This is a genomic window from Micromonospora sp. WMMB235, from assembly GCF_001855515.1.
In the GTDB taxonomy this organism is placed as follows: Bacteria; Actinomycetota; Actinomycetes; order Mycobacteriales; family Micromonosporaceae; genus Micromonospora; species Micromonospora aurantiaca.
Genome location: NZ_MDRX01000001.1, coordinates 3,197,226 through 3,221,499, shown reverse-complemented (window position 1 = coordinate 3,221,499; position 24,274 = coordinate 3,197,226). Strand labels below are relative to the sequence as shown.

The 24,274-nt window shown below is 73.6% G+C and carries 26 protein-coding genes and 1 tRNA gene; 10 read left to right on the top strand and 17 right to left on the bottom strand.

The window, feature by feature from the left end; all coding sequences use genetic code 11:
• Positions 1 to 6 precede the first annotated feature (6 nt).
• From BFV98_RS13490 to BFV98_RS13465, 6 genes are read right to left on the bottom strand one after another with little or no spacing between them, the layout of a single operon-like run.
• Positions 7 to 846 carry a glycosyltransferase gene (locus BFV98_RS13490; protein ID WP_013284371.1) on the bottom strand — a complete coding sequence of 280 codons (840 nt, stop codon included), beginning with the start codon at positions 844 to 846 and terminating at the stop codon, positions 7 to 9.
• Positions 846 to 1,763 carry a glycosyltransferase family 2 protein gene (locus BFV98_RS13485; RefSeq protein WP_030270261.1) on the bottom strand — a complete coding sequence of 306 codons (918 nt, stop codon included), beginning with the start codon at positions 1,761 to 1,763 and terminating at the stop codon, positions 846 to 848. Before BFV98_RS13485 ends, BFV98_RS13490 begins: the two co-directional genes overlap by 1 nt.
• A complete protein-coding gene (locus BFV98_RS13480; RefSeq protein WP_030270259.1) occupies positions 1,760 to 3,094 on the bottom strand; it encodes a hypothetical protein in 1,335 nt (444 codons plus the stop codon). Before BFV98_RS13480 ends, BFV98_RS13485 begins: the two co-directional genes overlap by 4 nt.
• On the bottom strand, positions 3,081 to 4,175 hold the full coding sequence (locus BFV98_RS13475) for a glycosyltransferase family 4 protein (RefSeq protein WP_030270257.1): 1,095 nt from the start codon (positions 4,173 to 4,175) through the stop codon (positions 3,081 to 3,083). Before BFV98_RS13475 ends, BFV98_RS13480 begins: the two co-directional genes overlap by 14 nt.
• Positions 4,172 to 5,023 carry a glycosyltransferase gene (locus tag BFV98_RS13470; protein ID WP_030270255.1) on the bottom strand — a complete coding sequence of 284 codons (852 nt, stop codon included), beginning with the start codon at positions 5,021 to 5,023 and terminating at the stop codon, positions 4,172 to 4,174. The genes BFV98_RS13475 and BFV98_RS13470 overlap by 4 nt, the downstream gene beginning before the upstream one ends.
• Positions 5,024 to 5,025: 2 nt before the next feature.
• Positions 5,026 to 6,222, bottom strand: a complete 1,197-nt coding sequence (locus BFV98_RS13465; RefSeq protein WP_232236642.1) for a hypothetical protein — start codon at positions 6,220 to 6,222, stop codon at positions 5,026 to 5,028.
• Between the two features lie 173 nt (positions 6,223 to 6,395).
• On the opposite strand from BFV98_RS13465, the gene BFV98_RS13460 reads away from it, so the two are divergent.
• A complete protein-coding gene (locus BFV98_RS13460; RefSeq protein WP_071096518.1) occupies positions 6,396 to 7,136 on the top strand; it encodes a YveK family protein in 741 nt (246 codons plus the stop codon).
• Here the strand turns inward: BFV98_RS13460 and rfbC are convergent.
• The gene (rfbC, locus tag BFV98_RS13455; RefSeq protein WP_030270250.1) at positions 7,082 to 7,690 is read right to left on the bottom strand and encodes a dTDP-4-dehydrorhamnose 3,5-epimerase; all 609 of its coding nucleotides are present in this window, start codon (positions 7,688 to 7,690) and stop codon (positions 7,082 to 7,084) included. The genes BFV98_RS13460 and rfbC overlap by 55 nt on opposite strands.
• Positions 7,687 to 8,574, bottom strand: a complete 888-nt coding sequence (rfbA, locus tag BFV98_RS13450) for a glucose-1-phosphate thymidylyltransferase RfbA (protein WP_071096516.1) — start codon at positions 8,572 to 8,574, stop codon at positions 7,687 to 7,689. The genes rfbC and rfbA overlap by 4 nt, the downstream gene beginning before the upstream one ends.
• A gap of 86 nt (positions 8,575 to 8,660) precedes the next feature.
• Between rfbA and rfbB the strand changes: the two genes are divergently transcribed.
• Together rfbB and rfbD are read left to right on the top strand one after the other, a co-directional pair.
• A complete protein-coding gene (gene rfbB, locus BFV98_RS13445) occupies positions 8,661 to 9,662 on the top strand; it encodes a dTDP-glucose 4,6-dehydratase (RefSeq protein WP_071096514.1) in 1,002 nt (333 codons plus the stop codon).
• Positions 9,659 to 10,525 (top strand): dTDP-4-dehydrorhamnose reductase, encoded by an 867-nt coding sequence (gene rfbD / locus BFV98_RS13440; RefSeq protein ID WP_071096512.1) that lies wholly within the window; start codon positions 9,659 to 9,661, stop codon positions 10,523 to 10,525. The genes rfbB and rfbD overlap by 4 nt, the downstream gene beginning before the upstream one ends.
• Here the strand turns inward: rfbD and BFV98_RS13435 are convergent.
• Positions 10,522 to 11,976: a sugar transferase gene (locus tag BFV98_RS13435; protein WP_036310515.1), complete on the bottom strand. Its 1,455-nt coding sequence runs from the start codon at positions 11,974 to 11,976 to the stop codon at positions 10,522 to 10,524. The genes rfbD and BFV98_RS13435 overlap by 4 nt on opposite strands.
• 109 nt (positions 11,977 to 12,085) lie before the next feature.
• Positions 12,086 to 13,153, bottom strand: coding sequence for an LCP family protein (locus BFV98_RS13430; RefSeq protein WP_013284383.1), 1,068 nt, complete (start codon positions 13,151 to 13,153; stop codon positions 12,086 to 12,088).
• A gap of 165 nt (positions 13,154 to 13,318) precedes the next feature.
• Here BFV98_RS13430 and BFV98_RS13425 point away from each other — a divergent pair, with 165 nt between their 5' ends.
• A complete protein-coding gene (locus BFV98_RS13425; protein WP_013284384.1) occupies positions 13,319 to 13,618 on the top strand; it encodes a hypothetical protein in 300 nt (99 codons plus the stop codon).
• Positions 13,619 to 13,672: 54 nt separating this feature from the next.
• Positions 13,673 to 14,644 (top strand): expansin EXLX1 family cellulose-binding protein, encoded by a 972-nt coding sequence (locus tag BFV98_RS13420; RefSeq protein WP_071096510.1) that lies wholly within the window; start codon positions 13,673 to 13,675, stop codon positions 14,642 to 14,644.
• A gap of 258 nt (positions 14,645 to 14,902) precedes the next feature.
• Here the strand turns inward: BFV98_RS13420 and BFV98_RS13415 are convergent, their stop codons facing one another.
• From BFV98_RS13415 to bcp, 3 genes are all read right to left on the bottom strand, one after another.
• Entirely contained in the window at positions 14,903 to 15,430 is a 528-nt protein-coding gene (locus BFV98_RS13415) for a GNAT family N-acetyltransferase (protein ID WP_013284386.1), read from the bottom strand.
• A 64-nt stretch (positions 15,431 to 15,494) separates the two neighbouring features.
• Positions 15,495 to 15,580: transfer RNA gene (locus BFV98_RS13410), tRNA-Leu, on the bottom strand.
• A gap of 77 nt (positions 15,581 to 15,657) precedes the next feature.
• Complete coding sequence (bcp, locus tag BFV98_RS13405) at positions 15,658 to 16,128, bottom strand: thioredoxin-dependent thiol peroxidase (protein WP_047894783.1); 471 nt, start codon at positions 16,126 to 16,128, stop codon at positions 15,658 to 15,660.
• 123 nt (positions 16,129 to 16,251) lie between these two features.
• Here bcp and BFV98_RS13400 point away from each other — a divergent pair, with 123 nt between their 5' ends.
• The 4 genes from BFV98_RS13400 to BFV98_RS13385 are packed head-to-tail and all read left to right on the top strand — an operon-like array spanning position 16,252 to position 18,936.
• On the top strand, positions 16,252 to 16,971 hold the full coding sequence (locus BFV98_RS13400) for an energy-coupling factor ABC transporter permease (protein WP_041798831.1): 720 nt from the start codon (positions 16,252 to 16,254) through the stop codon (positions 16,969 to 16,971).
• Positions 16,968 to 17,405 carry a PDGLE domain-containing protein gene (locus BFV98_RS13395; protein ID WP_071096508.1) on the top strand — a complete coding sequence of 146 codons (438 nt, stop codon included), beginning with the start codon at positions 16,968 to 16,970 and terminating at the stop codon, positions 17,403 to 17,405. Before BFV98_RS13400 ends, BFV98_RS13395 begins: the two co-directional genes overlap by 4 nt.
• Positions 17,406 to 17,407: 2 nt before the next feature.
• Complete coding sequence (cbiQ, locus tag BFV98_RS13390; RefSeq protein WP_071096506.1) at positions 17,408 to 18,178, top strand: cobalt ECF transporter T component CbiQ; 771 nt, start codon at positions 17,408 to 17,410, stop codon at positions 18,176 to 18,178.
• Positions 18,175 to 18,936 carry an energy-coupling factor ABC transporter ATP-binding protein gene (locus tag BFV98_RS13385; protein WP_071096504.1) on the top strand — a complete coding sequence of 254 codons (762 nt, stop codon included), beginning with the start codon at positions 18,175 to 18,177 and terminating at the stop codon, positions 18,934 to 18,936. The genes cbiQ and BFV98_RS13385 overlap by 4 nt, the downstream gene beginning before the upstream one ends.
• Positions 18,937 to 19,432: 496 nt before the next feature.
• Here the strand turns inward: BFV98_RS13385 and BFV98_RS13380 are convergent, their stop codons facing one another.
• The 4 genes from BFV98_RS13380 to BFV98_RS13365 are packed head-to-tail and all read right to left on the bottom strand — an operon-like array spanning position 19,433 to position 22,369.
• Positions 19,433 to 20,521, bottom strand: coding sequence for a hypothetical protein (locus tag BFV98_RS13380; protein ID WP_071096502.1), 1,089 nt, complete (start codon positions 20,519 to 20,521; stop codon positions 19,433 to 19,435).
• Positions 20,518 to 21,234, bottom strand: a complete 717-nt coding sequence (locus BFV98_RS13375; RefSeq protein WP_030270220.1) for a thioredoxin domain-containing protein — start codon at positions 21,232 to 21,234, stop codon at positions 20,518 to 20,520. The genes BFV98_RS13380 and BFV98_RS13375 overlap by 4 nt, the downstream gene beginning before the upstream one ends.
• The gene (locus tag BFV98_RS13370; RefSeq protein WP_071096500.1) at positions 21,227 to 21,751 is read right to left on the bottom strand and encodes a MauE/DoxX family redox-associated membrane protein; all 525 of its coding nucleotides are present in this window, start codon (positions 21,749 to 21,751) and stop codon (positions 21,227 to 21,229) included. The genes BFV98_RS13375 and BFV98_RS13370 overlap by 8 nt, the downstream gene beginning before the upstream one ends.
• Before the next feature lie 30 nt (positions 21,752 to 21,781).
• The gene (locus BFV98_RS13365; protein ID WP_013284395.1) at positions 21,782 to 22,369 is read right to left on the bottom strand and encodes a sigma-70 family RNA polymerase sigma factor; all 588 of its coding nucleotides are present in this window, start codon (positions 22,367 to 22,369) and stop codon (positions 21,782 to 21,784) included.
• A 222-nt stretch (positions 22,370 to 22,591) separates the two neighbouring features.
• On the opposite strand from BFV98_RS13365, the gene BFV98_RS13360 reads away from it, so the two are divergent.
• The gene (locus BFV98_RS13360) at positions 22,592 to 24,259 is read left to right on the top strand and encodes a copper resistance CopC/CopD family protein (protein ID WP_030270218.1); all 1,668 of its coding nucleotides are present in this window, start codon (positions 22,592 to 22,594) and stop codon (positions 24,257 to 24,259) included.
• Positions 24,260 to 24,274 lie beyond the last annotated feature (15 nt).

The following is a 24,274-nucleotide window of genomic DNA, read 5'->3' as shown; positions in this document are numbered from 1 at the left end:
CTTCGATCACTGGCCGGCGCGGTCCGGCGTGGACGGAGTGGCGGAGACCGCCGTGCCGACCAGCCCGGCGGCCCGGCGGTGCCGGCGTGCCGGTCGCGGCAGGCCGACCAGGAACTCCGGGAACATGCCGAAGAACGTCCGGGCGCTGCGCAGCTCCAGCGTGTGCGCCCGGGACCAGCGCACCGAGTTGGTCGCGCGCGCCCAGTGGTGGGTCCACCGCACGTCACCGAGCACCGCCACCGGCATCCCGTTCCGCCAGGCGCGCAGCCCCAGCTCGTGATCCTCGTAGTAGAGGAAGAACCGCTCGTTCCATCCGCCCAGCTCGGTGACGTCGGCGGTCCGGCCGGCCACCGCCGCGCCCATCACCCAGGCCACGTGGCGCGTCTCGCCGGGCGCGGCCACCAGCCGGTACGCGGCGTGCAGCCGGGACAGCGGCCACACCTTCCGGTTGCCGAGTTTCGCCGTCGCGTACGGGAAGCCGCGCCCGTTGGCCTGCGGTGTGCCGTCGGTGCCGAGCAGTTGCGGCGCGACCAGTCCGCCGTGCGTGTCCAGGTGCCGGGCCAGCACGTCCAGGTCGTCCGGGCGCACCTCCAGGTCCGGGTTGGCGAACAGCACGTACCGGCCGGTCGCCTCGCGCAACGCGACGTTGTTGGCGCGGGAGAAACCGACGTTCTCCGGCAGCCGGATCACCCGCGCGCCCAGCTCCTCGGCGACCGCCGCCGAGTCGTCGGCCGAGGCGTTGTCGACCACCAGCCACTCGTACGGCTTCGGACCGCGCCAGCAGCGGCGCAGCGTGTCCGCCGAGTGGTAGCTGACAGTCACCACTGTCCACGGCTGTGCCGTCATCACGCCCTCCGAGCGGTCAGGTAGCCGAGCAGGGACGCGAACCCGAACCGCGGCCCGGTCCAGCGGCGGCGGGCCGCCGGCCCCTCCACGAGCCCGCGTCCGATGCCGCGCAGGAACGGGCGCAGCAGGCCCTGCCGGATCCGCCGGGCGGCGAGCGCGAGGTGTGCGAGCGCCAGCACCGGCACCGCCACGAGCAGCAGCGGCCAGGTGAACGTGCGGGACGCGACCAGCAGCCGGTTGCGGGCCAGCAGGAACGCCCGGAACCCCTGCAACCGGTCGTCGCCGTCCACGCTGTGGCCGCCCGCGTGCGGCAGCACCACGTCCAGCCCGCGCGTGCGCAGCCCGGAGGCGTAGAGCCGGAACGCCAGGTCGGCGTCCTCGCCCCAGGCGAACAGGTGCTCGTCGAAGCCGCCGAAGCGTCGGTACAGCGCGGCCGGGAAGACCGCCGCGCCGCCGGACGGGCCGAGCGGGGCACGACTCGCCGTGGACCGCCTGTCGATGAACAGCGACACCGGGTTCAGGTCGATGCCCGCGTACTCGCCGCCGTGCATGGCCAGGCCGACAGCGAGCGGGGCGTCCGGGTCGGCGGCGACGGCGGCGCAGATCCGGGCCAGCGCGTCGTCCGGCAGCCACACGTCCGGGTTCAGCAGCAGCAGGTGACTCGTGGTGACCGTCGCCGCACCCCGGTTGCAGCCGGCCGCGAAACCCGGGTTCGTGGAGTCGGGCAGGTACGCGTACCGGTCGGCCGGCAGGTTCCCCGCGATCACCTCGGCGCACCCGTCGGAGGGCCAGTTGTCCGCGAAGACGAACCGGACCGGCAGGTCACCGGCGCTGCGGACCCAGGTCGGCAACGTCTCGGCGAGCATGCCGGCGGACCGGTAGAGGACGGTGACCACTGTGAGCCCGTCGAACGTCATGCCGTGCTCCTGCCCAGCCGGTGCAGCACCCAGAGGCCGGGCACCAGGCTCAGCCAGGTCGGATAGATCAGCGGATACAGCTCGTAGACGCCGAACAGCGCGAAGTAGACGACGAACGCCCGCGCCAGTTGCCCGGCCGGCGCGCGGGAGAACTCGAACCACCGTTCGGTCGCGCCCACCGCCAGCCCCAGCGCGGCCAGGAAGAACACCGCCCCCAGTGGGCCGTAGTCGAGCAGCGGGATGGCCACGAACGTCGCGGTGTTCATCAGGTACGGCTGGCTGAGCTGGGACGTCAGGCCGTACAGGTCCGCCTTGCCGACGATCGGCTCGACCCGGGAGCCGAGGAACGTCAGCGAGTACGTGCCGTACCGGGGCTCCAGGTGCTCCCGCTGCGACCACACCCGCCCGAACGTCTCGGTGGACGAACTCAGCGACAGGTCAAGCGATCCGGCGCTGCTGGTCAGCGCGTTACTGCCGTAGCGGGCCCGGAACTCGGTCTCGAACGCGCCGGTGCCGGCCATGGTGCGCTGCCCGCCGAGGAACACCGCCGCGCCGAGCGCCACCGCGCCGATCAGCAGCACCACAGGCGTCCGCGCGGCCAGGAACGACGCGGCCCGTCCCCGGGTACGCCGGACCGACAGCGCCGCGATCAGCGCGGGTGCGATGCCCACCAGCACCGAGTTCTTGCTCGCGCCGAGCGCGGCGCCGACGGTGAAGACAGCCGTGAGCGCGTAGTAGACAGGCAGCGCCCGGCCGCGCGCGGACAACGCGCGCAGCAGCGAGACGGCCATGCCGAGCGTCCACGCCTCGGACAGCAGTCCGATGATCAGGTTCGACTGCTCGCGCAGCACCTGCCGGGCGGCGTCCGGGTTGTCGGCGAGCAGCGGCGGCACAGTGCCCCGGAACCGGATCGCCGCGGTCACCACCGCGACGCCGAGCAGCACGAGCAGGTACGTCAGCAGGCGCCGCTCGGACGGCCAGGACAGCGCCGGGCGGGACCGGTCGCCGTCCTCGTCCCGCCTGTCGATCAGCCGCCGGCCCACCGCCCAGGCCAGCAGGAAGACCGTGACGTAACCGGCGAGCACCGGCAGCACCCCACGACCGGCCCAGGAGTCGTACGGGCCGGGCAGCACCCGTACGGCCAGCAGTGCGGCGGTCCAGACGGCGGCGCAGGCGGCGAGCGCCCACATCCGCAGGCGCGCGGCGATCAGCGTGCCGACCGTCAGCGCGAGCGCGACGGCGAACCCGGCGTCGAGCGTGGCCAGCAGCAGGGCCGCGCCGAGCGCGAACGGGATCCCGACCGACCAGAGGCGTCGCTCAGCGGGTGCCACGGGCGACCGTCCGGTACAGGTCGTGCCAGTTGTCCACGCATCCGTCGAACGAGTGCCGGTCGGCGTACTGCCGGGCCAGCTCGCGCCGCCGCTCGTCCCACGCGGCCGGGTCGGTGGCCGTCCGCACGGCGGCGGCCAGTGCCTGCGGCGTCAGGTCCGCCCGGTACGCGAGCACGCCGTCACCGGCGGCTGTCACCTCGGTCAGGCCGCCCGCGCCCGAGTGCACCACCGGCACACCCAGCGACATCGCCTCCAGCGCGCTGCGCCCGAACGCCTCCACCCGGGACGGCACCAGCAGGCAGTGCAGCCGTTGCAGGAACGGCGCGGCGTCGACCCGGCCGACCAGGTGCAGGTTCGGTCGCTCCTCGACGTCGACGGTGCCCGCGCCGGCGACCAGGAACTCCACGTCCGGCAGCGCGGCGGCGACGTCCGCGAGCAGGTCGGCGCCCTTCTCCCGTTCCAGCCGGCCGAGGAAGCCGACCCGCACCGGGCCGTCCGGTGCGAGACCACCGGTGTCGGTCACCTGCGGCCAGATGGCCGGCAGCGGGTTCGGGATCACCCGCACGTCGCGGATCCGCCCGCGTACCCGAAGCTCGTGGGCCTCGAAGCCGGAGACCGCGACCGTCGCGTGCGGCCGCAGCCGCCGGAACATCAGGTCGGTGCTGATGTTTGCCTGCACCGCGGCCTTCGCGCGCAGCGTCTCCGCCGTGTCGCGGTACTGCCAGAGGCTGTTGTGCAGCGTCACCACCAGAGGCGTGCGGCGGCCCCGCACGCCCAGCCCGGCGCGGGCGTGCATCGCGGCGGAGAGCAGGTGCGCGCTCACCACGTCCGGCCGCAGCTCCTCGACGAGGGCGCGGATGCCGCGCGCGTACCCCAGGTCCACCCGCTTGGCCGCGCCCAGCGGACGCCACGGCACGCCCGCGTCCCGCAACGCCGCCGCCACCTCGTCCTCAGGGGTGGCGGCGACCACGTCGACGCCGCGGGCCGCGAGCGCGGGCAGCATCTCGATCAGGAAGCGCTCGGCGCCGCCGAGCTGCCGCCGCCCCGACCCGCCGGTGGTGCAGACGAACAGCACCCTCATCGGACGCCCATGCCTTCCAGGGCGCCGCGGGCGATCGCCCGCCGCGCCGCCCCGCCACCCACCGCCGCCCGGGCGAGCACCCCCAGCGTGTACGCGGAGCACGCCACAGTGCCCCGCCATCCGGCCAGTTCACGGCTGGCCCGGATGAACTCGCGGGTCTGCCGGCGGGAGATCTCCTCGGCCGCCCACCGGCGCTTCGCGCTCGCGTCGTCCTCGTGCGTGACCACGGCATCCGGCAGGTACGCCAGGCGCAGCCCGAGCCGGCGCACCGCCCAGCACAGCCGCAGGTCCTCGGAGTAGAAGAACGACGACTCGTCCACGCCGCCGATCCGGTCCAGCGTCTCCCGCCGGATCGCCACGAACGGCCCGGAGAGCCAGTCACCACGCTCCGGCGGGGCCACGATCCGCAGCCTCGGGAACACCAGGCTGAGCCCGGTGGCGTGCGCGACGCCGGTGCCCACTGTGAGGAAGCGGCCGGCGGCGGTCTGGTCCCGGCCGGTCGCGTCCAGCACCTTCGGGAACGCCGCGCCCACGGCCGGGTCGTCCAGCTCGGCCACCAGCCGCTCGATCGCGCCGGGCCGCACCAGGATGTCGTTGTTGGACAGCACCACCCGGGACCGGGTGCTGTGCCGGACACCGAGGTTCATGCCCTTGGCGTAGCCGAGGTTCGTCTCCGAGCGCACGTACCGGGCACCGGTCTCGGCGCACATGGCCCGCAGCTTGTCGCTGATCTCGGCGGCGCTGCCGTTGTCCACCACGACGGCTTCCACACCCTCTGGGAGCGAGCGGACGCAGCCGTCGGTGCGCTCGAAGTCTTCCCAGGTCAACACGACGATTGAGACGTCCACCGCTAGGCCATCCGATTGACGAGGAGGTGCGTGGACCGCTGGAGTCGCTGCCGGGTGCGCAACGCGTAGACGCCGTAGGCGACAGACGACGCGACCGCGGCGCCGAGCGCGCCGGCCCACGGGATGAGCAGAACGTACAGCACCACCGACACCGACATGGTGACGAGGGCCACGGCGGTGGTGGCCTGCTCGCCCGCGCGCTTGAGCAGCGCCGCGCTCCACGTCTTGCCGGCCGACAGCGCCAGCGTCCCCGGTAGCAGGAGAAGCCCGAAGATCCAGGCGTCCCGGTAGTCGGGCGCCAGCACGCCGAGTACCGCCAGGCCGATCACGGCGAGCGCGGCGATCGGCAGCGCCGAGCGCACGACCTCGCGGCCGTGGTCGCCGATCGCGTCCGGGTCACGCTCGGCCAGGATCCGCTGCGCCCGTACCACCGCGCCGGACTGGGCGAACTCCAGCGCCGCCACCGCCAGCGCGAACACGCCGAGCGCGCCCGCGCCGGCGAACCGGGCCACCAGAACCTGACTCAGCCGGTACGTCAGCATCTGCGCGCACACCCCGACGTGCAGCCGGCCCACCGCGAGCAGGTCGGCGCGGTACTCCGTGCGCCCCGCCGTCGCCGCCGGCACCGGCCCGAACCGCCGCGCCCAGCCCAGCACCGCCACCCCGAGCACCGTCGCGGTGGCGACCTGCACACCAAGCCAGAGCACGCTCCACAGGCCACCGTCGAGCCGGTGGCCCAGCCAGAGCAGCCCGTACCCGGCCACCAGCACCGCGCCGCCGAGTGCCCGCATGGTGTAGACGAACCAGAACCGCTTGAGGCGCAGGCCGAGCGACGCAGCCGCGTTGAACACGGTGAGCGCGCAGCCCGCACCGATGCCCACCGGGTGGCTGCCCAGCCCGGCCAGCGTGGTCAGCAGCGCCGCGGCCAGCGCGGTCAGGCCGAGCGAGACGGTGAGGATGCCGGCGATCCACAGACGACCGCGCGACATGATCCAGCCGGCCGGACGGGACAGCAGGAACGTGTCCACTGACAGGCCGCCGAGTGCCGCGCCCACAGTGGCGCTCACCATGTTCGCCGCGAGCTCACCGCGTTCCGCAGCCGGCAACGTGACCGACACCAGCGCGGCGAGCCCGGTCAGGCCCAGGGCGGCCAGATAGAGACGCTCGGGGGAGACGATCCGCCGGACCCGGCCTAACACCCGGCGCCCAGGCGCCGGCGCCGGCCGCGAGCCCGCCACGCGGAATCCACTCGTCTTCCCCCAAGATGCGCGGATGTGTGCGGGCCTGTTCTACCCGACATGAGCGCCGTTGCGCAATGGACCCGGCGGGCGGGTACGCCCGCAACGGCCCGCCGCCGGTAGGGTGACGCGTCGTGGACCTCGCCCACTCCCTCCGCGACACGATCGGCAGGCGGTGGCCGATCGTGCTGGCGCTGACACTGCTGTGCGGCGCGTTCACCGGGGTCCTCGCCGAACGGCGACCGCCGCTCTACCGGGCCGAGACCCAGATGGTCGTCACGTTCGCCGCCGAGAAGTCGGCCGCGCCCCAGCCCCGCCCGCCGGCCGACGAGGCGGGCCGGTTGATGCAGCGGCGGGTCAAGACGTACGCCACCATGATGAACACGCCCCGGCTGACCCGCCCGGTGATCGACTCGCTCGGACTGCCGTACACCACCGACGACCTGGCCGGGCGCGTCGTCGCCTCGTCCACAGTGAACTCGCTGGCGATCGACGTGACGGTCACCGACCGGTCCGCCGGCACCGCCGCCGCGATCGCCGCCGCGCTCGCCGCCGAACTGCAACGGATCGCCGAACGCGACCTGCCGCCCGCCGGGCTCGGGCTCAAGGCCCACGTCGCAGTGGTCCGGGCGGCCGCGCCGCCGCCGCGTTCCGAGCCGGTGCGGTGGCAGTGGTACGCCCTCGGCGGTGCGCTCGGCGGCCTGGCGCTCGGAGTCGGCAGCGCGTTGGTGCTCGGCTACCGCCGGGCCGGCACTCCGGTGAGCGCGGACGTGCGGGCGCTCTGGGCGACGACGGTGCGCCGTCCGGCCGGGGTGCCGGGTCAGACCGACGGCCGGGTCGCCGACGCTTCGGTGAAGGAGCGGCAGGCGTCGTAGCCGGGCAGCAGACCCGCGGCGCGCGCCTCGGCCAGGCGTGGCGCTGCCGCGTCCCGCTCGGACAGCAGCGGCATCGCCGCCGGCCAGTCGATCCCGAGGTCCGGATCCAGCGGGTGCACCGTGTGCTCGGCCGCCGGGTTGTACGTGGCGGAGCAGAGGTAGCTGAGCGTCGCGTCGTCGGTGAGCGCGCAGAACCCGTGCCCCAGCCCTTCGGCCAGGTAGACGGCCCGCCGGTCGGTGTCGTCGAGGCGTACCGCCTCCCACCGGCCGTACGTCGGCGAGCCGGCCCGCACGTCCACCACCACGTCCAGCACCGCCCCGCGTACGCAGGTGACGTACTTGGCCTGGCCGGGCGGTACGTCGGCGAAGTGGATGCCGCGCACCACGCCCCGCGCCGAGACGGACAGGTTGGCCTGCGCCAGCCGCAGCGGACGGCCGACCGCCTCGGCGAGCCGGTCGAAGCGATACCACTCCAGGAACAGGCCCCGCGCGTCGCCGTGCCGGCGCGGGGTCACCTCCCAGGCGCCCTCGATGCTCAGCGGACGGATCTTCACGACGCGCTCCCCGAACCGGACCGCTCGGCCAGCAGGCCCAGCAGGTATTCACCGTAACCGCTGCGCGTCAGCGGATGGGCCAGCATCCGCAGCCGCTCGTCGTCGATCAGCCCGGACCGCCAGGCGACCTCCTCGACACAGCCGATCTTCATGCCCTGGCGCTCCTCGATCACCCGGACGAACTCGGCGGCCTGCATCATCGACGTGAACGTGCCGGTGTCCAGCCAGGCGGTGCCCCGGTCGAGGACCGTCACCGTCAGTTCGCCCCACGCCCGGTACGTCTCGTTGATCGCGGTGATCTCCAGCTCGCCCCGGGCGCTCGGCGTCAGCTTGCGGGCGATGTCGACCACCCGGTTGTCGTAGAAGTAGAGGCCCGGCACCGCGTACCGGGACCGGGGGCGGGCCGGCTTCTCCTCGATCGACAGGACCCGGCCGGCGTCGTCGAACTCGACCACGCCGTAGTCCTGCGGGTTGGCGACCGGGTACGCGAAGACCCGCCCACCGGCCGGTTCGCCGTGCTGCGCGAGCTGCCGTCCGAGCCCGACACCGTGGAAGATGTTGTCGCCGAGGATCAGCGCCACCGCCTCCTCGCCGACGAAGTCGGCGCCGAGCAGGAACGCCTGCGCGATGCCCTCCGGGCGGGGCTGCTCGGCGTACGTCAGGCACAGGCCCCACTGGCTGCCGTCGCCGAGCAGCCGCTCGAACTGGGTGCGGTCCTCCGGTGTGGTCACCACCAGGATCTCCCGCACGCCGGCCATCACCAGAGTGGAGAGCGGGTAGTAGACCATCGGCTTGTCGAACACCGGCATCAGTTGCTTCGAGACGGCCCGGGTGATCGGCCAGAGCCGGGATCCGGTGCCACCGGCGAGAAGGATTCCGCGCACCCGCGGAGACTACCCGCGGCGCCGCCGCCCCCGTGGCCCGTCGACGTCCCGCCCGGGCTGCCGGTACGGCGTAGACTCCACCATCCGTGAGGATCCTCGTCACCGGCGGCGCCGGCTTCATCGGGTCGGAGTACGTGCGGATGCTGCTGGGCGTGCCCGGCGGCGATGCGTCCGGGGTACCGGTCGAGGACCCGGCCGCGCTGACCGTGCTGGACAAGCTCACCTACTCCGGCAACCTGGCGAACCTGGCACCGGTACGCGACGACCCCCGGCTGCGCTTCGTCCGCGGCGACATCTGCGATCCGGCGCTGGTCGACGAGGTGGTGCCGGGCCACGACGTGGTCGTCCACTTCGCCGCCGAGTCGCACGTGGACCGTTCGATCACCGGTGCTGCACCGTTCGTCACCACGAACGTGCTCGGCACCCAGACGCTGCTGGACGCCGCGCTGCGGCACGGCATCAGCCGGTTCGTGCACGTCTCGACCGACGAGGTGTACGGCTCGATCGACTCCGGCTCGTGGACGGAGGACTGGCCGCTGGCGCCGAACTCGCCGTACTCGGCGTCGAAGGCCGGGTCGGACCTGCTGGCGCTGTCCTACCACCGCACCCACGGCCTGGACGTCGTGGTGACCCGCTGCTCCAACAACTACGGGCCGTACCAGTTCCCGGAGAAGGTCGTCCCGCTGTTCGTGACCAACCTGCTCGACGGCGGCACAGTGCCGCTCTACGGCGACGGCGGCAACGTCCGGGACTGGCTGCACGTGCACGACCACTGCCGGGGCGTGGCGATGGTGCAGGAGAAGGGTCGGGCCGGCGAGGTCTACCACATCGGCGGCGGCACCGAGCTGACCAACCGGCAGCTCACCGAGCGGCTCCTGGCGGCGTGCGGCGCGGGCTGGGACCGGGTCGTGCCGGTCACCGACCGCAAGGGCCACGACCGCCGCTACTCGCTGGACATCGGCAAGATCAGTAGCGAGCTGGGGTACGCCCCGAGCATCGGCCTCGACCGGGGCCTGGCCGAGACGGTCCGCTGGTACCGGGACAACCGGGCCTGGTGGGAGCCGTTGAAGACGGCCGGCCCCGAATGACCCGGATCCTGGTCACCGGCGCGGGCGGGATGCTCGGGCGGGACCTGCTCGCCGTGCTGCGGACCCGGCCGGACCTGTCCGTCACCGCCGCCGGCCGCGCCGACCTCGACGTCACCGACACGCACGCGGTCCGGGACGCGGTGGGCGGCCACGACGTGGTGCTCAACGCCGCCGCGTGGACCGACGTGGACGGAGCCGAGACCCGCGAGCGGGACGCCACAGCCGTGAACGGCGACGCGGTCGCCGCGCTGGCCCACGCCTGTGCCGGGTCCGGCGCGCGCCTCGTGCACGTCTCCACCGACTACGTGTTCGCAGGCGACGCCACCGAGCCGTACCCGGAGGACGCCCCGACCGGCCCGGTGAACGCGTACGGGCGCAGCAAGCTCGCCGGGGAGCGGGCGGTGGCCCGGCTGCTGCCGGAGACCGGGTACGTGGTGCGTACCGCCTGGCTCTACGCCACCCACGGGCACAACTTCGTCACCACCATGCTGCGGCTGGCAGCCGAACGCGACCGGCTCGACGTGGTGGACGACCAGCGCGGCCAGCCCACCTGGTCGTACCGGTTCGCGGAGCGTCTCGTGGCGCTCGCCGACGCGGCGCTCGCCGGCGACGCGGCACCCGGGACGTACCACGGCACCGCCGCCGGCGAGACCACCTGGTACGGCCTGGCCCGCGCCGTCTTCGCCCTGCGCGGTCTCGACCCGGACCGGGTCCGGCCGACGACGAGCGACCGCTTCCCGCGCCCGGCACCGCGCCCCCGGTACGGCGTGCTGGCGCACGGCCGCTGGTCGGCGGCGAAGCTGCCGCCGCCGGGCCACTGGCGGGCGGACCTGGCGCAGGCGCTGGCCGGCGACCGCGGCTAGCGGCCGCCGCCCCGGAAGACCTCGGTGACGGTACGCAGCACGATCTTGATGTCGAGCCAGAGCGACCAGTTCTCGACGTAGTAGTTGTCGAACCGCGCCCGGTCCGAGATCGGCGTGTCCCCGCGCAGCCCACTGACCTGAGCGAGCCCGGTGAGCCCGACCGGTACGCGGTGCCGCATCGCGTACCTCGGGTATTCCATGGAGAACTTCTCCACGAAGTACGGCCGCTCCGGCCGGGGCCCCACCACGCTCATCTCGCCGCGCAGGATGTTCCACAGCTGCGGCAGCTCGTCCAGCGAGGTCCGCCGCATGAACCGCCCGATCGGGCCGACCCGCTCGTCGTGCGCGATCGACCAGGTGGTCTGCGACTCGAGCTCGTCGGCCGGGCGCATCGACCGGAACTTGATCACGTGGAACGGCTTGCCGTACCGGCCGATGCGCTCCTGACGGAAGAACACGCCCCGGCCGCCGTCGAGGAACGTGGCGACGACGCAGAGCAGCAGCAGCGGGCTCAGCACCAGCAGGGCGGTCACCGCGAACACCACGTCGGAGGCGCGCTTGAGCCGCCACCGGGGACCGGTGAGCGTGGTGTCGCCGATCTTGACGATCGGGATGGCGCCGATGTGGTCCGGGTAGCCGCCCTGCGACCGCGACCCCCACAGGCGCGGCACCGCCCACAGGTCACAGCGCGAACTGGCCGGACGCAGCAGCGACTCCATCAGGTCGGCCTCGGAGCAGTCCGGGTCCGCGATGACCAGGACCTCGCACTCCAGCATCTCGGCGAGCTTCTCCAGGTCGTCGATCGTGCCGATGAGCGGCAACGCGCCGATCCGCGGCCGCGACGGGGCGTCGACAGCGCCGACGAACCGCAGCCCGTACTGCGGGTAGCGCCGCAGCAGCCGGGCCAGCTCGCCGCCGATCGGCCCGCCGCCGATGACTATGGCGTTGTGCTCCACCCACCGGCGCTTGCGGGCCAGCAGGATGAGCCGGCTGTTCAGCGCCCGCCCGACGATCACCAGGCCGGCGGAGAGCGCGACGCCGCGCATGAACCCGCTGACGTACGGCACCGAGTCGTGCCGCAGCGCTGCGATGATCGCCCCCACCGCGCCGGAGGCCAGCAACCGGCCGCCGAGGCTCGGCAGTTCGTCCAGGATGCTGATGTGCCGGCGCGGCCGGTAGAGCCCGCCCGCGGCGAACAGGCCCACGGTGAGCGCGGCGTTGAACAACGTGCCACGCCAGTAGTTCTGGGTCAGCAGCAGCGGCGTGAGCAGCGCCGCGACGTCGATGGGCGCGGTCACCATCCAGGCCCGCAACCATCGGGTACGCGTCGATGCCCGCGACCCCGCGTACGGCAGCACCGTGGTCGTGTCCATGCCGCTGTCCATCGGCCTGTTCATGGCCACACCGGACGGCGGCGCAGACGGATGCTCGAACGCCGGCAGGCGTGGCATGGTCGATCCTCCCCCGTGACGCCGCCGGCCCGGATACAGAGACCGACGGCGATCGCAGGATACGAGCGACCCCGCCCCGCCGCCAGCACCGGCATGGCAGATCGACGTCCTACTTTCCGCTGATGGCGAGGATCTCGGGGACCGAGTCGCGGCGCACCGCGTCGAACAGCGTCTTCGAGCGCGCCGGATCGGGGAACACGACGCTCTCGCTGCCGACCCGGCCGGTGCCCTTGACCGGGCAGGTGAAGAACGTCAGGTTGCCGCCGCGCAGGCCCCGCATCTCCATCGCCAGATCCACCAGCGACAGTGACTTGTCGACGGCAACCGAGTCGGACGTGGCACGGACGAACGAGTTGAGCTTGGCCGGGTTGGTCATCACACCGCCCGAGGCGGCCTTGTCCAGAATCGCCTTGATCACCTGCTGCTGGTGCCGGATCCGCGCGAAGTCGCCGTCCGGGAAGGCGTGCCGCTCCCGCGCGTAGTCCAGCGCGGCGGCCCCGTCCATCGTCTGCCGGCCCTTCTCGAAGGTCCGCGTGCCGATCAGCGAGTACTTCGTGGTGAAGCCCTTCTCCACGTCGATCTCGACACCGCCGAGCGCGTCGATGATCTCCTTGAAGCCGGCGAAGTCGACCATCGCCACGTTGTCCACCCGTACGCCGCTGAACTTCTCCACCGTCTGCACCATCAGCGGCACACCGCCCCAGGCGTACGCGGCATTGATCTTCGCGTCGCGACCGCCGCGGCCCTCCTTCGACTTCGGGACGGCCGTCCAGGTGTCGCGGGGGATCGAGATGAGCTGGGCGCTCGACCGGTCCTTCGGCAGGTGGGCCAGGATGATCGTGTCGCTGCGCGAGCCGCCGGTGCTCTCCGGGTCGCGGGAGTCACTGCCCAGGATCATGATGTTCATGGCACCCTTGGCCTCGACCTGAGGGCGCGACTCCTCCGGCACGCCCTCGAAGGCGTCGACCCGCTCGATCGACTTGTCGACCGAGCGGTAGTAGAGGCCGCCGGCCAGGGCGGTGCCGCCGCTCAGCAGCACCACCACCAGCAGCACGATCAGGGCGATCCGCCGGCCCCGGCGGCGCCGGGGCCGCTCCTCCTCCGCGGGCCCGCCCGGCTCCACATCGGAGCCCTGCGCGCGCGGGTCGGAATCGGTGAGCTGGTGGCGATCTGACATGCCGCGATGCTACTGAGTCACGTCGTACCGTGTGGACCCGCGCCCGGACGGTGACGCCCCGGCGGCGCGGGACCGCCGCGACGAGGTGGCCGGTTCCGGGCCTTGCCGCCGGGCGGCCGCCGGATCGATGATGGTGAGGAATGCCACATCGACCGAGGAGTCGAGATGCAGGTTGTCCACCAACCGCGGGTGGCGTGGGACGCCGCCCGGGTCATCGGCGGGGCGATCCACGACGAGCACCTGTTCGGCTGGCTGCGCGGCGAACTCGGCGCCCTGATGGGCCCCGCGGCGGCGGTGGCCCTGGACGAGACCCGTGACCGGGTCCGCTGGGCCGGCGACGCCCGGCTGCCGGTCGAGACCGGCGTCTGGCGGGTCCGCCTGGAGGACTCGCTGCGGCAGGACCCCGACCTCGCCGGCGGGCTGGCCGGTGTCGTCTCCACCGCCCGTACGCTGCGCCCGGTTTAGCTTTCGCTTAGCTCGCTTGTCCGGTGGCACGCCGGTCCGGCAGCATCGACCGGCGTGACCGACGGCACCGCACCCCACCCGCCGACAGCCGGCGACCCGCCCGGACCCGCCGCCCCGGACGGTCGTCGCCGCGCCGCCACGCGCCGTCGCCGCCTGGCCGCCGCCGGTCTGGTCACAGTCGCCGCCGCGGTCGCGGTGACCCTCGCGGTACGCGGAGGCGCCGCCCCCGCCTGCGCCGCCCCGCCCGTCGGCGGCGCGACGCACAGCGGCAAGGCCACCTTCTACGACTCCGAGGGCGCCGGCGGCAACTGCTCCCGGCCCGCTGCGCCCGCCGACCGGATGTACGTCGCGCTCGGCCCGAGCGAGTACGCCTCCGGCGCCTCCTGCGGCGGCTTCCTCGACGTCACCGGCCCACGCGGCACCGTCCGGGTGCTGGTGATGGACCAGTGCCCGGAGTGCGCGCCCGGTCACCTCGACCTCTCCGCCGAGGCGTTCGCCCGGATCGCCGACCCGGTACAGGGGGTGGTGAAGGTCAGCTACCGCGCGGTGGTGAACCCGAGGCTGTCCGGCCCGCTCACCTTCCGCATGAAGGAGGGCTCGTCGCAGTGGTGGTTCGCCGTCCTGGTCGGTGACCACGGCAACCCGTTGCGCTCGGTCGAGGTGCGGCAGAACGGCTCGTGGCGGGCGGCGCAGCGGCAGGACTACAACTACTGGCTGATCGCGTCCGGGGCCGGTCCCGGCCCGTACGAGATCCGGGTCACCGACGTGTACGGCCACCGCGCGACAGCAACTGGTATCCGGATGCTCCCCGGCCAGGTGCAGCGCAGCAAGACGCGCATGTACGGCGCCGATCCCGCCACCCCCAGACCCACCCCGAAGAAGCCGACCCCCACACCCAGGACCCCCACCCCCAGCCCTCCGACCTCCCTCACGCTGTCGCCCACCCCCGCCGCCCCCACCTCAGCCGCAACGGAACCCCTGGTGCAGGCAGCCGCCGCCCCTCCCACCCCGGCTCCTTGCTCCTGACCCGCCCAGGGCTCCTGCCGAGCCCTCAGCTCGCCGATCTTGCACTCGCGGCCCCGCTGTTGCCGCATACGCACCTTTCGCCCGGGCCGCAACCGCAAGATCGCCGGGAGCGGACGGGCGGACGGGCGAGGGAGTGGGCGCCTCGCGACCAGCCCACACAGCGTTGATCTTGCACTTGTGGCCCTCGACCTGCCCTGGATGCGGCTTTGCGGGGGCGGAAAGTGCAAGATCGACGGGGCAGGGCGGGGCGGGGGAGGGTCAGGGGGCGGTGGGGAGGTCGAGCCACATGAGGATCTCGTCACGGGCGTCGGTGGGGGACAGGCGCAGCGCGGCGGGGAGGCGGCCGATCTCGCGGTAGCCGAGGCGCTTGTAGAAGCCGTCCAGGCCCAGGCCGTCGCGGACCGTCACGTGCAGCGCCGCCAGGCCGAGCCCTCGGGCGATCCGTTCGGCCTCGCGCATCAGCGCCGCGCCGTGGCCGCGTCCCTGCGTGTCCGGGTGCACCATGACGCGCTTGAGCACCCGCCAGTGCGTCTTGAGGTGGAACCGGTTGTCGGCGATGACCAGCACCGCGACCAGCTTCTCGCCCTCGTAGCCGGCGAGCAGCCGGTCCGGCCCGTCCGCCACCTCGTCGAGTGTCGAGGTGGCGAGCGGGCGTACCTCGTCCGCGGTCACCGGGGCGACGAAGCCGACGGCGCCGCCGGCGTTCGTCACGTCCACCCAGAGCGCGATGATCTGTTCGCGCAGCTCGGGGGTCAGGTCGGGGTCGAGTACGAAACGCAGGTCCACGACGCCATCCTGCGCGTGGCGACGCGGCCCGGACCCGCGTTCGTGATGCGGGTGACACCGCTGATGGTGCGGGAGGGGGGTTTCGAACCCCCACGTCCTCTCGGACACAGGCTCCTAAGGCCTGCGCGTCTGCCGTTCCGCCACTCCCGCCGACCCGCTGAGTTTAGAGCGTCGCGCCGGAGCCGTGTGTACTCCGGGCCGCGACCGGGGCGTGCCGCGCGACGACCTCAGTCGAGGCCGAGGTCCCGGCGCAGCTTGGCGACGTGGCCGGTGGCCCGCACGTTGTAGAACGCCTGCTCGATCTTGCCGTCCTCGTCCACCACGAACGTCGAGCGGATCACGCCGGTGACCGTGCGGCCGTACATCTGCTTCTCGCCGAACGCGCCGTACGCGGTCAGCACCGCCTTGTCCTCGTCGGAGACCAGCGGGAACGTGATGGCATCCCGGTCGCGGAACTTGGCGAGTTTCGCGGGCTTGTCCGGCGAGATGCCCACCACCTCATAGCCGGCGGCCTGGAGGGAGGCGAGCGAGTCCCGGAAGTCACACGCCTGCTTCGTGCAGCCGGGCGTCATGGCGGCCGGGTACGCGTACAGGATGACCTTGCGGCCCCGCAGGCCGGACAGGGACAGCGTGCCGCCGTCGTCGGTGGGGAGGGTGAACTCGGGGGCGGGGTCGCCGGGCTTGAGGCGGTCGGTCATGGCGGTGACGATACCGCCGGGCCGGTACGGTCGGCGGACGGCGACGCGCGGGCGTGGTGACGGCCATCATGAGGTTGTTGCCAGATATTGGCAACAGTGCCTTCCTGGAAATACGCTGAGCCCGTGGACACCCTGGCGATGCACATCTCCAACGGGATCATCAACGGTCCGGTCGCCGCGATCTTCGCGGCTCTCGCCCTCGCCGCGCTCGCGTTCTGCGTGATGCGGGGCCGCGCCGACCTCGACGACCGGCTGGCCCCGATGGCCGGGCTGGTGGCGGCGTTCATCTTCGCCGTGCAGATGCTCAACTTCCCGATCTTCACCGCCGGGGTCAGCGGTCACCTGCTCGGCGGCGCGCTGGCCGCGCTGCTCGTCGGCCCGTGGGTCGGCGCGCTCTGCGTCGCCGTGGTGCTCATCGTGCAGGCGCTGGTCTTCGGTGACGGCGGGGTGGCGATGCTCGGCCTCAACATCACCAACATGGCGCTGCTCGGCACCGCCGCCGCGTACCTGCTGATCGCGCTCCTGCTGCGCGTACTGCCGCGTACCCCGGCCGGGCTGGCGGTCACCGCGTTCGTGTCCGCGCTGGTCAGCGTGGTGGTCGCGTCCCAGGGCTTCGTCCTCCAGTACTGGCTGGGCGGCACCACCGACCTCGGCGGCAACCTCACCGGCCTGGCCGGCACCATGGCCTTCGCCCACCTGCTCATCGGCATCGGCGAGGGCCTGATCACCGCGACCACGGTGGTCACCGTCGCGAAGGTCCGGCCCGACCTGGTGTACGCGCTGCGCGCCCTCAAGCCGGTCACGCCGGCTCCCGCCGTCCCGGTCGCCGGAGGTGCCCGATGAGCAAGCGTCACTGGCCGTTCGTGCTCGGCGGCCTGCTGGTGGCTCTGCTGCTGGCGGGCGTGGTCAGCAACTACGCCTCCTCGCACCCGGACGGCCTCGACTCGTCGCTGCTCAAGGGCTGCACGGTGAACGCCGACGACGAGATCACCGGCGGCAGCTGCCCGGCCCAGCAGGCCAAGGACCACGAGCTGGCGGACAGCCCGCTGGCCGACTACGGCGTACGCGGGATCGGCAACGATTTCCTGTCCACCGGCCTTTCCGGCGTCCTCGGTGTGCTGCTCACCTTCGCGCTCGGCGGCGGCCTGTTCTGGCTGGCCCGCCGCCGCGGCCCCGCCACGCCCGCCACGCCCGCCGGCCCCGCCGCGCCTGACACGACCACTGCGAGCGCCGACCCGGCGGACGACGCCGCGACCCCGTCCACCGGCACCCGCTGACCATGGGCGCCGGGCACGCGCACGTCCTCTACCGCGAGTCCGGCTCGCCGGTGCACCGCCTCCCGCCGGAGGTGAAGATCGCCGCGATGGTGCTGTTCACAGTCGCGGTGGTGGCGACGCCCCGGGAGGCGTACTGGGCCTTCGGCGGCTACGCGCTCCTGGTCGCCGTGGTGGCCGCGCTGGCCCGGGTCGGCCCGCGCTGGCTGCTCAGCCGGGCGTTGATCGAGCTGCCGTTCGTGCTGTTCGCGTTCGCCCTGCCGTTCCTCGGGGCGGGGGAACGGGTCGAGGTGGCGGGGCTCGCCCTGTCCGTGGACGGGCTGCACGGCGCGTTCAACATCCTGGCGAAGGGCACGCTCGGCGTACTCGCGTCGCTCCTGCTGGCGGCGACCACGACGACGCGTGACCTGCTGCTCGGCCTGGACCGGCTGCGGTGCCCGCAGATCCTCACCCAGATCGCCACGTTCATGCTGCGCTACCTGGAGGTGCTCGTCGGCGAGGCCCGCCGGATGCGGGTGGCGCGGGTGTCGCGCGGCGACGACCCGCGGTTCCTGTGGCAGTTGCGCGGCTTCGCGGCCGGCGTCGGCGCGCTGTTCCTGCGCGCGTTCGAGCGCGGCGAGCGGGTCTACCTGGCGATGCTCTCCCGTGGCTACACCGGCCGGATGCCGGCGGTGTGGCAGGGGGCCGGCGCGGCCACCGCCGGCCAGTGGGTGGCCGCCGCGACGGTGCCGGCGATCGCGGCCACCATCGCCGCCGTCGCGCTCGTCCTGCAATGATCGGGTACGTGCAGCAGCCGCCCTCCCTCGACGTCAGCGGCGTCCGGTACGCGTACCCGGACGGTCACGTCGCCCTGCACGGCGTGGACCTGACCGTGCCGCGCGGCGATCGGGTGGCGTTGCTCGGGCCCAACGGCGCCGGCAAGACCACGCTCGTGCTGCACCTCAACGGCATCCTCACCCCGACCGAGGGCACGGTGACCGTCGGCGGCCTGACGGTCAGCCGGGACCGGGAGACGCTGGCCGAGGTACGCCGCCGCGTCGGCATCGTCTTCCAGGACCCGGACGACCAGCTGTTCCTGCCCACAGTCGCCGAGGACGTCGCGTTCGGCCCGGCCAACCTGGGCCTGCGCGGCGCGGAGCTGGCCGCCCGGGTCGACGAGGCGCTCACCGCGGTCGGCATGAGCGAGCATCGGGACCGCGCGCCGCACCACCTGTCGTTCGGGCAGCGGCGCCGGGTGGCGGTGGCGACGGTGCTGGCCATGCGCCCGGAGATCCTGGTGCTGGACGAGCCGTCGTCGAACCTCGACCCGGCCGCCCGGCGGGAACTGGCGGAGATCCTGCGCGCCCTGCCGGTGACGTTACTCATGGTCACTCACGACCTGCCGTACGCGGCCGAGCTGTGCCCCCGCTCGGTGATCCTGGACGGTGGCCGCATCGTCGCCGACGCCCCCACCGCGGACCTCCTGTCCGACGAGGCACTGCTGACCGCCCACCGCCTGGAACTCCCCTACGGCTTCGCCCCCCGCCCGACCTGACCCGGCCCTCGTCCCTCCCGCCCTTCCCGCCCTCCTCCGCCGCGATCTTGCACTTTCCGTCCGCGTATTCCGGGGCAAAAGCCGCACGCGCGGGGCGGCAACTGCAAGATCACGCCGCCCAGGGGTGAGTGCGGCGGGAGTGGAACGTGATGGGTATGTCGGGGGCGTTTTGACACCCGTGGTGTTCCACTCGGGCGTGCCCGGCGCTCGCAGCGCTCGGTGATCTTGCCGTTGCGGCCCCGGAGATGTCGTGAACGCCGTGGATGCCGGGGCGGAAGGTGCGAGATCGCGGTGTTTGGGGGTGGGCGGGCGGAGGTTCCTCGTTCGGCTGGCTGCTGTGGCGAGCGCCTCCCGTTGCGCGAGATTGGCGTTCCGCGTGGTGGGAGCGGTGGAGATCTTGGTAGGAAAGGGCCCTTATAGGGGCCGTTTGGTACCAAGATCTCGCCGGGGCGGGGCGGGGCGGGGCGGGGCGGGGCGGGGCGGGGCGGGGCGGGGGTCAGGGCACGGGGGTTGGGTGGGGGGTGGGGCGGGCTGCTCTTGCGGCTGTGCGCAGGCGCAGCAGGCCCGCCGCCACCGCGCCGGCGCCTGTCGCCAGGCCGACCACCACGAGCACCCGGACCAGCACGGCCGGGCCGGCGGCCGGGGGGATCGCGCGGGACAGCGCGGCCAGGTTCGTCGCCCCGGCGAACAGCGTGAGGCAGGCGCCGGCGAGCGCCAGCACGAAGTCGGCGGCCGGGCGGCGGGCCAGCGCGTACCCGCCCGCGGCGAGTGCGCCGAGCCCGGTGAGCAGCGTCCACACCTGGCCGGTGACCAGTTCGGCGAGCGTTCCGCCGACGCCGGGGGTGCCGGTGTCCAGCGCGCGGGCGACTGTGAGCGCCACCGTGGCGGCGCCGCCCAGGGCGAGCAGAGCGCCGACCGCGCGCAGCGCCCGCACCCCGGCGGCGGTGCCACCAGGCGCCAGCCCGGCCGCGCCGATCAGCAGGAAGCCCAGCGTGGCGGCCACCCACCAGGGGTACGGGTCGGGCGGCGGCACCCAGTCCAGCGTGCCGCGTACGGCTCCGGTGGTGTCACCGGCGCGCAGCGGCACCGCCCAGTCGCGTACCCGGTGCTCCCGGTCCGGGTCGGCGGCGACGGCGGCCGGCGGAGCCTCCTCCCGCCACAGCGTGCGCTGGTCGTGCCAGCGGGCGGTGGAGCCGTCGTCGATCCGCCGCCAGTCGGGCGCGGCGGCCGGGTTCGCCTCGGCCGGCAGCCGGGTCTCCCCGGCCAGCGTCCGGTTCAGGTACGAGGCGGGCGAGCGGGTGTTCTCGTACACGCCGCCCGGGCCGATGCGCAGGTACGGCTCACCGGAGTAGCCGAGCACTGTGACCTCGGCGCCGGTGTCGTTCGTCAGCTCCAGCCGCGCGCCGGCCTCCACCATGCGCGCGGTGAGCCCGGGGCGGTCGGGGTCGACGCCGCTGATCGTGGCGCGGTAGTCGGTGCCGTCGGGCGCGTCCGCGCCGTGCGCGGCGGCCGGCGCGGCGAGCGTGAGCAGTGCGGTGGCCGCGACGGCGAGCACCAGCGCGGCCCGGCGCAGGGGTGCGATCACTTGCCGGCCGCCTCCACCGCCGACTTGATCCCCTCGGGGCTGCGGTCCTGGAGCTCACTGCCGTTGACCTTGATGGTCGGGGTGCCGGTCACGCCGGACTTGCTCGCCTCGTCGGTGACGTGCTCGGTCCACGACCGGTACGTGCCGTCGGAGACGCAGGAGGCGAACTCGTCCCGGTTCAGCCCGACGCCCGCGCCGATGTCGACGAGTTCGTCGTTGCTGAGCCCGGCGCCGCCCTCCGGCGGCTGCTTGGCGAAGAGCTGGTCGGTGAACTCGCGGAACTTGCCGCCCTGCGCGGCGCAGCCGGAGGCGGCCGAGGAGCGGGTGGAGTATTCAGTGGTGGAGAAGCGGTTGAGGAACGCGACCGGGTGGAACACCAGCTTGGCCTTGCCCTCGCTGACGAGCTGGTTGAGTGTCTCGCCGTTGATCTGCTGGAACTGCTTGCAGGCCGGGCAGAGGTAGTCCTCGTACAGGTCGATGGTGACCGGCCCGGTGCCGAGCACGATGCCGGTGCCGGCGTCGTTGGCCCCGGGCGGGGCGGTGAACTCGTCGGACTTCTGGCTGGAGTACACCGCCCAGCCGATGCCGCCGGCGATGACGAGCACCAGCACCGCGGCGATCGAGGTCCAGAGCGTCCGCTTGCGCCGCTTCTCCCGGGCGATCTGCTCGCGTACGACCCGGGCCGCGTCCTTGCGCCCCTTGCGACTACTCATCGGTGTCCTCCACGGTGTCGTCGCCCGCCAGCCACCCGTCCAAGGAGAACGGGGTGCGGGGCCAGATCAGCAGGAACCCGGCGAGTACCAGGAACCCGAGGTCCCGGAGGATCTCCGGGAGGTAGCTGGGCGTCTGGCCGGCGGCGAGCTGCCCGCCGCTGCCGAAACACCCGCAGTCGATGGCCAGGCCACGGGCCCAGGCCGAGGCGATGCCGGCGATGAAGACCACGAGCAGTGCCGCTGACACGCCGGCGCTGATCCGGGTGGCGAGCCCGGCGAGCAGCAGGACGCCCAGGGCCAGCTCGACGAACGGCAGCGCCGCGCCGATCACAGTGGCCACGTCGTACGGCATCACCTGGTACGCGTTCACGGCCCGGCCCGAGGCGGCCAGGTCACCGACCTTGGTGCCGCCGGCGATCAGCCACACGGCTGCCAGTCCGAGGCGGGCCGCGACGCCGAGCCAGGGCCGCAGGGCCTGCCAGCGGCCGGCCCGGGAGGGGGAGGGGGTCACAGTCATTCGTCGTCCGAGCGCCACGAAAGGTTCCCGCTATCCGGCCAGTGTGTCGCCGACGGCGTCGACCAGTTCGTCGCGGGCGCGGGCGACCCGGGAGCGGATGGTGCCCACCGGCACCCCCTCCACGTCGGCGGCCTCGGCGTACGACAGGCCGAGCAGCTGGGTGAGCACGAACGCGGAGCGCCGCTCGGCTGGTAGCCGGCGGACCAGGTCGGTGGCGCCGAGCTGGCCGGCCGGGTCCGGGTAGGGGCGGTCGGTGGCGGCCTGGGCGGCGAGCCGCGCGTCGAGCCGGCGGCGGCGCACGACTGTGCGCAGGTGGTCGGCGCAGGCCCGCCGGGCGATGCCGAGCAGCCAGGTACGCACGCTGGAGCGCCCCTCGAAGCCGGACAGCGCCCGGAACGCCCGCAGGTACGTCTCCTGGGTCAGGTCGTCCGCGCTGTCCGGGTCGACGAGCGCGGCGGCGAAGCGCCACACCTCGGCCTGGGTGGCCCGGACGAAGGCGGCCTGCGCGTCGCGGTTCCCGTCGCGGGCGGCCAGCGCCCAGCCGGTGGCCGCGTCCCGGGCAGCGTCGGGCGCCGACTCGGGGCGGTCGGCGGCGGTGTCGCGCGGGCCGGGGATCACGTCACCCGAGGTTACGCGGCGTACCTGGAGGGGACAGGGTCCTTCGACCCATTCCGTGGTCCCGCACACGCCGGGAACTTTTTCCGCCGGCCGTCCGACTACCCTCCCATGACCTCCGAGCAGGCCCGGCGTGGCGCGCGCCGCCGCACCGGGTGGGCGCTCGGTCACGCCTGCCGGAGACCGGCTCGCCGGACCCGCCCCGGTTCGGGAACCATTGCGGTCATGACTGCTGCCGTACGCCGCCCGTCCCGGGTCGTCGCCGCCCGATCCGGGGCCGTCGCCGGGCTGCTGCTCCTGCTGGTCGCCCTGCTGCTCACACCGGCCACCCCGGCCGCCGCCCACGCGGTGCTGGTGAGCAGCAGCCCGGCCGCCTCCGCCGTGGTGCCCGAGGCGCCCGCGCAGGTGGTGATCACGTTCAGTGAGGGCGTCCGCAAGGTGCCCGGGAAGGTACGGGTGATCGCCCCCGACGGCTCGCGGGCCGACCGGGGCGAGCCGACGTTCCAGGGCGCCGAGGTCACCATCCCGGTGGACCCGTCCGGCGGCCGCGGCACCTACCTGGTCAGCTACCGGGTCATCTCGGCCGACAGCCACCCGGTCTCCGGCGCCTTCACCTACTCCGTCGGCGCGCCGTCGGAGCCGCCCACCGACAGCGGCTCGGACAACCGGGCGAACCCGGTCACCGAGAACGCGGTGAAGGTGGCGAAGTACGCCGGCTACACCGGCTTGCTGCTGCTCGTCGGCCCGGCGCTGGTGCTCGCCGCGCTCTGGCCGCGCCGGCTGTCCCGCCGGGGACCGGCACGGCTGGCCTGGACCGGGCTGGGCCTGCTGGCGGTGGCCACGGTGGCCGAGGTGTGGCTCCAGGTGCCGTACGTCAACGGCGGCGGCCTGTTCGACGTGACCGGGTCCGGCCTGGGTGACGTGCTGGGCAGCGCCTACGGCACCACGCACCTGGTCCGGCTGGGTCTGCTCGCCGCGGCGGCGTTCCTGCTCCGGCCGCTGTTCGCCGGTCCGATCGGCCGTACCGACGGGATCATCCTGGCGGTCCTCGGCGGCGCGGCGCTGTTCACCTGGCCGCTGGCCGGGCACGCGGCGGCCTCGCCCGCGCCCGCGGTGTCGGTGGTGGTGGACGCGGTCCACCTGGGCGGCATGGCCGTCTGGCTGGGCGGCCTGGTGATGCTCGCGGTGTTCCTGCTGCGCCGGGCCGACGAGCGCGAGCTGGACGCGATCCTGCCGATCTGGTCCCGCTGGGCCGCGCTCGCGGTGGCCGCGCTGCTGCTGGCCGGCACCGTGCAGGGTCTGATCGAGGTGGCCAGCCTGCAGGCGCTGTTCGACACCACGTACGGCCGGCTCCTGCTCGCCAAGATCGTGCTGTTCGCGCTGGTGATCGGCGTGGCCGCGTACTCCCGGGCGCTGGTGCGGCGGCGGGTCGCCGCCGGGCGGCCGGGCGCGATGCGGCGGGCCGTGGTGGCCGAGCTGGTGATCACGGCGGTGGTGCTGGGCGTGTCGGCGACGCTCGTGCAGACCACCCCGGCGCGGACCGCCGCCGCGAACGTCGCGGGAACCGAACAGGGCTACTTCTCCACCACGCTGAGCAGCCCGATCTACTCGCTGGAGGTCCAGCTGGACCCGGCCGAGACCGGCAACAACTCGATGCACCTGTACGCCTACACCAAGGACAGCCGCCCCCAGCCGGTGCAGGAGTGGAAGGTCACCGCCGCGCTGCCGTCGGCCGGGATCGAGCCGATCACCGTCCCGCTGCTGCCGCTGAGCGACAACCACGCCACCGGCGAGGTCAACCTGCCGGCCCGGGGCGACTGGCAGTTGCGCATCACCGTCCGCACGACCGACATCGACCAGGCCACGGTGACCGCCACCGTGCCGATCAAGTAACGGAAGGTCCCATCT

What these genes read in the sequence shown, in the direction of transcription:
- BFV98_RS13435 (WP_036310515.1), bottom strand. Translation starts at nt 11,976, where the DNA reads ATGCCACGCCTGCCGGCGTTCGAGCATCCGTCTGCGCCGCCGTCCGGT.
- BFV98_RS13385 (WP_071096504.1), top strand. Translation starts at nt 18,175, where the DNA reads ATGATCGGGTACGTGCAGCAGCCGCCCTCCCTCGACGTCAGCGGCGTC.
- BFV98_RS13375 (WP_030270220.1), bottom strand. Translation starts at nt 21,234, where the DNA reads ATGAGTAGTCGCAAGGGGCGCAAGGACGCGGCCCGGGTCGTACGCGAG.
- BFV98_RS13360 (WP_030270218.1), top strand. Translation starts at nt 22,592, where the DNA reads ATGACTGCTGCCGTACGCCGCCCGTCCCGGGTCGTCGCCGCCCGATCC.
- rfbD (WP_071096512.1), top strand. Translation starts at nt 9,659, where the DNA reads ATGACCCGGATCCTGGTCACCGGCGCGGGCGGGATGCTCGGGCGGGAC.
- BFV98_RS13425 (WP_013284384.1), top strand. Translation starts at nt 13,319, where the DNA reads ATGCAGGTTGTCCACCAACCGCGGGTGGCGTGGGACGCCGCCCGGGTC.
- bcp (WP_047894783.1), bottom strand. Translation starts at nt 16,128, where the DNA reads ATGACCGACCGCCTCAAGCCCGGCGACCCCGCCCCCGAGTTCACCCTC.
- BFV98_RS13475 (WP_030270257.1), bottom strand. Translation starts at nt 4,175, where the DNA reads ATGAGGGTGCTGTTCGTCTGCACCACCGGCGGGTCGGGGCGGCGGCAG.
- BFV98_RS13370 (WP_071096500.1), bottom strand. Translation starts at nt 21,751, where the DNA reads ATGACTGTGACCCCCTCCCCCTCCCGGGCCGGCCGCTGGCAGGCCCTG.
- cbiQ (WP_071096506.1), top strand. Translation starts at nt 17,408, where the DNA reads ATGGGCGCCGGGCACGCGCACGTCCTCTACCGCGAGTCCGGCTCGCCG.
- BFV98_RS13395 (WP_071096508.1), top strand. Translation starts at nt 16,968, where the DNA reads ATGAGCAAGCGTCACTGGCCGTTCGTGCTCGGCGGCCTGCTGGTGGCT.
- BFV98_RS13490 (WP_013284371.1), bottom strand. Translation starts at nt 846, where the DNA reads ATGACGGCACAGCCGTGGACAGTGGTGACTGTCAGCTACCACTCGGCG.
- BFV98_RS13430 (WP_013284383.1), bottom strand. Translation starts at nt 13,153, where the DNA reads ATGTCAGATCGCCACCAGCTCACCGATTCCGACCCGCGCGCGCAGGGC.
- BFV98_RS13485 (WP_030270261.1), bottom strand. Translation starts at nt 1,763, where the DNA reads ATGACGTTCGACGGGCTCACAGTGGTCACCGTCCTCTACCGGTCCGCC.